We start from the raw sequence: 6890 nt of genomic DNA on the forward strand, positions 1-6890 counted from the left end.
TGACTACTATAAGGAAACTCTCCCGCAGATCACGAAGGTTGACGTGGAAGGCTGGAAGAAGGAACTCGCCGACGTTAAGGAAAACCACTATCCGAAGTTCGGCAAGCACCTCCCGAAGGAACTCTCCGAAATCATCGACATGATCCAGGATCGCCTCAATAAGGCATAATAGGATTTCCTCCTAACAAAAGTCCTCGTGGCTGCAATGCCGCGGGGATTTTTTTTACAAACAAAATTTTTTTTAAGCTATATTAGAGATATGCTTAAAAAAGTTTTTCTTTTGGTGCTTGTAGCACTTTCGTTCTCCTTTGCCGAGTTTTACTTTGCATACGATGCCTCGGAAGGAAGCGATACCGTTTCCATTGAAGTTTTCAATTGCGATAGCGACAGCGTCAGTTTCGCTGTCCGCAAACGCGAACTCGCGAAACAGTTCAAAACATGCGCTGGAAAGCGCTCGAACTACAAGGTTTCCATGCTGTTCTTTACGGTGGCGGAGGGGGAGACCGGGGCCGACGAGGAGGCCGAATGCTTCAAGGCATACTCCGATTCGCTGCTCTTGTTCGCGAGGTGTGGCGAGGCGGCCCTTTCAGGCAAGCCCCTGTTCTCGCTCGACGAACGCTTGGCCTACCAGTACTATTTCGGATTGTTCAATAATGTTCTCCGGTACATCAGGGAATACGAAAAAGTCAACATGGCTTGGGAAGGCAAGGACGCTCTCGACAAGTATAACATGGACGACGAGAAGAATGCCCTTTTGGCGATGTCGGTCGAGAATATGGAAAATGCCGTCGCCGAGGTGGAGGGCTCCCGCGAAGACAAGGACATGCTGCTGTTATTTTATAAGTACCTGAGGGCGAAATACGATTGGCCGTACCGCTGTAGCATCAAGCCGGCCTTTACCTGCGATACGTCGTGGCTCGGCGAACAGAAGGCGGAATTCTTCAAGAAGTATCCGGAAACGCAGTACCGCGGCTTTATCGAGACGCAGATGCCCGGTTTTGCGGCCCCCACAGAAGAAGATAAAAAGCTCGCCCGTGCGGATGAAGAAAAAATTGAGCAGAAGAACCGCGAACGTGCTATCGAGCAGGAAAAGGCGGAACGCAACGTGTGGGTGGCGCTCTCCGGCATGGCGATGTTCGGACTCCCGTCTACCTATACGAGTCATTTTGACGATAATTTTGACGTGTCGAACATGCTGAGCTTTGCCTTCAAGGCGTCGTGGCGCAGCATCGTGTTCCAGTACCAGTACTTTATGTCGTTCGGCGACAACAACAAGGGCGGTTCCGTTTCCGAGAAGGGCTACGCGCTGATGGGCGGCCTGATGCTCGGTCCCAAGAAAATCTTTACGGTCGATGTCCTGTTCGGCCTGGGATACATCGATACTTACCCGCTGGAAGAGGACATGCGCGAAGCCAACCTGGACGACGAATCGTGGATGTTCGCCGTGCAGGGGACTTATTACATCCCGATTTCGGACTCCTGGGACGTGACGGCGCATTTGCAGGCCCGCATGAATTTCGTGGAGAATTACTGCAGGGACACCTACTGGGAAACGGGCTCTTACGGCAATAAGGAGTGCTGGGATCCGTACGCAGACGCCAACAATGAACGGTATTGGGACGATTTGCAGTGGACGTTCAGTGCCGGCATAGGTATCCGCTTCTGGAAACCCCGGTACTGATTTCGGAGGATTCATGAAAAGGTTTGCATGGCTTGTCGCTTTATTGTCGGTGGCTCTTGTCGGCTGTTCCGGGCCGCATGTCTCGGTTGACCCGGAATGGAAAGAGGCTCCTGCACGATTCACTGTCTTGACGACGGCTCCTTTCACGTCTAATGCGGACGACATCACGGATGATTTCGGCGACCAGGATGTTTTTCGGCAGTGGTTCGTTAGCTACCTCGATACCGCGCTTGCCATAAGCTCGCCGGTCAGCCATTCCGTGAAACTTATTGATGACGGAGCCCTGGAGATGGAGCTTATGGACCTGGGTGGAGTCAAGGTCAAGATTCCGGTGCCCGTGGCGGCTAAACTGGATGGGGTGGACGGGCTTGTCCTTGTCGTCCATCCGGTGCTTTTCCGGCGCTACGAGATGTCTTGTCCTAGCGGTGGCTGCCTCAACAACAAGGAATTGATACTCCAGGTGGCGTACAGCGTAGTTTCGCTGGAAGCCGGCCGTATCTTGGCCTACGGGGTCGCCAATTCGTCGGACTCGTTCTCCTTCGCCATGACCCGCGGAAACTGGGAAAAGGTCGTCCAGCGGCTGTCGTGGAAGCTCGTCGCGAAGACTCCGTTGGAAAATTAGGCTTTTTTTTGCCCTTTTTGACTCTTTGTCAATTTTTTAGTTATATTCCAAATTGGAATAGGGTGCGTTTTGCTCCTGATTTTGGAACAGAGGATTGTTATGAACCGTTATGACCTTGTCTTGCTCGGCCTGATTTTGGAGCATGAGCGCAGCGGATATGATATAATTACTGAAATTCGGGATAGGGAACTGGACCGCTGGGCAAACCTCAGCACCTCAACTGTCTATAACCGCTTGACGACGCTCGAGAAGAACGAGTGCATTGTCGGCCGCGCCGAACGCGACGGCAACCGCCCTGAACGCATCGTTTTCAATATTACCGAGAAGGGGAGGGACGTGCTCCGCAAGGAAGTCCTGAAGCACCTGACCGGTTTCAACGACGACCCGAGAACGCTGGGCTTCGCATTCCTTTTCGGTGCCGACAACAAGGAACTTGTCCGGTCCCTGGAGGTCCATGAACGCCGCCTGGTGCAGGAAATCGAGAATTTGGAAAAGATGATTGCCGAAGAACCGCGTCCGACGCTCTACCCCGAAGGCCCGTTCCTCAACTGCATGAGCCGCGACCACATCCTTGTGGAACTGAAGTACGTGCGTGCCGCCATCGGTATCCTGCGCGACCCGATCCGCAACAAGAAGCTCGATGGCTACTTCTACATCAACTTCGGCAACCGCGACTTCGAGAATTTCAACCAGAAAGGTTAGACGAAAGAACGGCTCTGCGAGCCTGTAGACTATAGACGATAGATTTAAAATGACGCTTCGCGTGAAATAGAAAAGCTTTTCACCACTTTCTTTCGTCTTTCGTCTATCGTCTTTCGTCTAAAAATCTATATTTACCGCGTTAAATTTAACAACCCCATCTCACGGAGATACAATGGCTACAAAACAGAAGAAGAGTGTCAAGAAGGTCGCCTCCAAGAAGGCTCCGGCCGCCCAGTACGGCTACTTCGATGACGCCGCGAAAGAATACGTGCTTACCACGCCGGCAACCCCGATCAAGTGGTGCAACTACGTCGGTACCTTGAATTTCGGCGGTATCGTGGATACTACCGGCGGTACCCTGGTTTGCAAGGGCGACCCCGCCCTGAACCGTATCACCAAGTACATCGCCCAGATGCCGTGCTCTGATTTCAAGGCCAGCACCATCTATATCCGTATCAAGGAAGCCAAGGGCTACAAGGTGTTCTCTCCGTTTGTCGTTCCCACCCTCACCAAGATGGACAAGTGGGAATGCCACGTGGGTCTTTCTTACATGCGTTGGATTGCCGAATGCTGCGGGCTGCGTACCCAGGTGACGATTTTCGTCCCGACCGGCTCCAACACCCTCCTCCAGGACATCCAGGTGACGAACCTCGGTGGTGCCGCCAAGGAAGTGGACATTATCCCGGTTTATGAATTCAGCCACTTTGAAGCCGAAAAGCAGCTCACGAACGCCGACTGGGTTCCGCAGACCATGACCCTCAAGGGCCACTGGGAAAAGGACGGCCATGTGGTGCTCGAACAGTATGCCTACATGAAGCGTGACTACGCCGTGAACTACGTGACCGCCAACTGCAAGGTCGGTAGCTTCGACGGTGACCGCCGCGTGTTCCTCGGTGCCAACGAAATGGGCTCCTGGGCCGCTCCGCTCAGCCTCGCCAACAAGGAACTTTCCAACAGTGAATGTGACCGTGGCGACAACATCGCCGCCCTCATGATTCATGGTGGCAAGATTGCCGCGAAGAAGACCTTCCGCTGCTGCACCCAGCTCGGTCAGGAACAGAGCCTCAAGGTTGCTGCCAAGGCCATCGCCAAGTACCGTGACTTGAAGAACGTTGACAAGGCTTTCGACGAACTCGCCAAGTTCTGGGAAAACTACCTCTCCACGATCCAGGTGAAGACTCCTGACGCCTCCTTCAACACGATGGTGAACGTCCACAACCCGCGCCAGTGCCACACCACCAAGAACTGGAGCCGCTACCTCTCCCTGTACCAGCTGGGCTACGGCACCAGCCGCGGTATCGGTTACCGTGACTCCACGCAGGACTTGATGGGCGTGATGAGCCACATGCCGGAAGAAGCCTTGGTCCTCACCAAGAACCTCATCTCCGTGCAGCGCCCCGAAGGTAACGCCATGCACCAGTACGCTCCGCTCGCCCTCGCCGAAGACAACGGCAACGAAGCGAACGCCGGTGACTCCCGCGAAAAGGCCGGCGTCAAGGATGCCAAGGGCAATCCGATGTATGCCGACTGGTACGGCGACGACCACCTCTGGATTATCCTCACCGTGGCTTCTTACCTCAAGGAAACCGGCAAGATGGACCTCCTCAAGGAAGAGATTCCGTTCTACGTCGCCGGCAAGAAGCGCAAGGACCGTCCGAAGGGCACTGTCCTCGAACACTTGAAGCGCGCCCTGAAGTTCACCCGTGAACACCTCGGCAAGCACAACCTCCCGCTCCTCGGCTTTGCCGACTGGAACGACTGCATGAACTTGCCCCTCGGTGCTGAATCCACCTTCAACACTGCCTTGTACGCCAAGGCCTTGCTCGAAATGATGGACATCGAAGAAGTCCTCGGCGACAAGAAGGCCGTCGAAATGTATAAGGGCTGGTACGAAGACGTCAAGGCCGCCTTCAACAAGAGCGCCTGGGACGGCAAGTGGTGGACCCGCTGGTTCGACAAGGACGGCAACGGCTACGGTGTTGCCAAGGCCAAGTACGGCAAGATTTACTGTAACGGTCAGTCCTGGCCGGTCATCGCCGGCATCGCTTACGGCGACCGCGCCAAGCAGGGCATGGACAGCCTGAACAAGCTCCTCAACACCAAGTACGGCGTGAAGAGCTCCACTCCGGGTTACCGCGGCTTTGAACCGGCCGTGGGTGGCATCTCCACCTATCCTCCCGGAGCCAAGGAAAACGGCGGTATCTTCCTCCACACGAACCCGTGGGTGATGATTGCCGAAACGATCCTCGGCCGTGGCGACAATGCCTTCCAGTATTACAACCAGATTAACCCGGCTTCCAAGAACGGAATTCTCGATATCTTCGAGTCTGAACCGTATTGCTATCCGCAGAACATCCTCGGTGACGAACACAAGCAGTTCGGCATGGGCCGTAACGCATGGCTCTCCGGTACCTCCACCTGGACGTACCAGGCTGCCACGCAGTTCATCATCGGTATCCGCGCCAACTACAAGGGCCTCGTGGTCGATCCTTGCATCCCGTCTAAGTGGGATGGCTTCGAAGCGACCCGTAAGTTCCGTGGCGCTACCTACCAGATCACGGTGAAGAACCCGAAGCACGTTTGCAAGGGTGTCGCCAAGATGGTGGTTGACGGCAAGGAAATCGACTCCAATGTTGCCCCAATCTTTACGAAGGGTGTCCACAAAGTCGAAGTCACCATGGGCTAATTTGAATTATAACCGTCGGTTCTAATCCAAATTTGGATTTATAAGGTCCGCTCCTTTTGGAGCGGATTTTTGTTTGCTCTCGCTTGGCTCTCTGCGTTTTTCGGAAGAGGTTTGTCATCCTGAGCGAAGAACCGTTAGGTTCGTAGTCGAAGGATCCAGACCAAAATTTCATGTCCGCTCCGTTTGGAGTGGGCTTTTTTGTTGTATGTGATTTTCATCTCTGTATGGAGACGATGCTTGTTAAAAAAATATATATTGGATTTGTATATAAAAAGCAACAAAAGGCGCTTATGGAAAAACGATTTGGCTGGGGAATTCGTGTTGTCACCATTATGGGTGCGGTGTTTTTTGCATCGTGTTCCGATACGGATTCGTCAAAATCCGGCATGGGCGTAAATACCGATGAATCTACAGAGTCATTGAATTTGTGTACACTCGAAAACGAAGGCAATGTCAAGTATGTGAATCTAGAAGATGCTTACTATCGATGCCATGACGAAGTATGGGAAAAAATTGAGGAAGGATTCTCTAGTAGTGCGGTAGAGGAAAATTTATCTAGTAATGTAAATAGTAAGCTGGCTAGCAGTTCTTCTGCAAAGCAACTTATTAGCAACGCGAATGAGAAGATATCGAGCAGTGTAACAAAAGATAAATCGTCAAGCAGTCAAAAGGCTGTTTCTTCAAGCAGCGTTAATAAAGAAAAGTCCTCAAGTAGCACTAAAGTTACTTCATCAAGCAGCCAAAAGGCTGTTTCCTCAAGTAGCGTTATAGAAGAAAAGTCTTCTAGCAGCAAAAATATTGTTTCCTCAAGCAGTGAAAATACGAATCTGTCGAGTAGTTCTAAGATTGTGGCTTCTAGCAGTTCCGAAGGAGTGACTTGTACCGATGGCGATAAGGTTTACCAGGAGTCAACAGGGAAGTATTACGAATGTCAGGGTGGGGAATGGATTGAGATCTCAGGTGAAAACTGGGAAGTCGTAAGTTCGAGTTCATTAGGTGAATCGTCTTCAAGTGTTTGCGCTACAAATTTATGTGGAACCGTTTGCGATGAAGATGGCAAGATTGCTATCGGACAAAAAGATAGTCTGATTTATTTTTGTACAGCATTTGGCCTATGGGAAGACCGCACGAATTGGAACTGGAATGTTCCTGTTGATGAACGCCGAAATTATTCCATCACCTACGGCACGCTGACTGAC

The 6890-nt window shown here is 52.3% G+C and carries 4 protein-coding genes and 1 pseudogene; all 5 read left to right on the forward strand.

Annotated elements, in window-relative coordinates; all coding sequences use genetic code 11:
* Positions 1-259 precede the first annotated feature (259 nt).
* Positions 260-1681: a hypothetical protein gene (locus tag B3M32_RS02060; RefSeq protein ID WP_290743158.1), complete on the forward strand. Its 1422-nt coding sequence runs from the start codon at positions 260-262 to the stop codon at positions 1679-1681.
* A 13-nt stretch (positions 1682-1694) separates the two neighbouring features.
* The gene (locus tag B3M32_RS02065) at positions 1695-2303 is read left to right on the forward strand and encodes a hypothetical protein (protein WP_290743161.1); all 609 of its coding nucleotides are present in this window, start codon (positions 1695-1697) and stop codon (positions 2301-2303) included.
* A 99-nt stretch (positions 2304-2402) separates the two neighbouring features.
* On the forward strand, positions 2403-3005 hold the full coding sequence (locus tag B3M32_RS02070) for a PadR family transcriptional regulator (RefSeq protein WP_290743164.1): 603 nt from the start codon (positions 2403-2405) through the stop codon (positions 3003-3005).
* A gap of 172 nt (positions 3006-3177) precedes the next feature.
* Positions 3178-5691 carry a GH36-type glycosyl hydrolase domain-containing protein gene (locus B3M32_RS02075; protein WP_290743167.1) on the forward strand — a complete coding sequence of 838 codons (2514 nt, stop codon included), beginning with the start codon at positions 3178-3180 and terminating at the stop codon, positions 5689-5691.
* A 224-nt stretch (positions 5692-5915) separates the two neighbouring features.
* A pseudogene (locus B3M32_RS02080) lies at positions 5916-6890 on the forward strand (hypothetical protein); the annotation flags it as partial.

It is taken from the genome of Fibrobacter sp. UBA4309 (assembly GCF_002395745.1).
Taxonomy (GTDB): Bacteria; Fibrobacterota; Fibrobacteria; order Fibrobacterales; family Fibrobacteraceae; genus Fibrobacter.

Bases quoted from the DNA above. Each gene is read 5' to 3' on its own strand.
- B3M32_RS02065 (WP_290743161.1), top strand. From the start codon at position 1,695: ATGAAAAGGTTTGCATGGCTTGTCGCTTTATTGTCGGTGGCTCTTGTC.
- B3M32_RS02060 (WP_290743158.1), top strand. From the start codon at position 260: ATGCTTAAAAAAGTTTTTCTTTTGGTGCTTGTAGCACTTTCGTTCTCC.
- B3M32_RS02075 (WP_290743167.1), top strand. From the start codon at position 3,178: ATGGCTACAAAACAGAAGAAGAGTGTCAAGAAGGTCGCCTCCAAGAAG.
- B3M32_RS02070 (WP_290743164.1), top strand. From the start codon at position 2,403: ATGAACCGTTATGACCTTGTCTTGCTCGGCCTGATTTTGGAGCATGAG.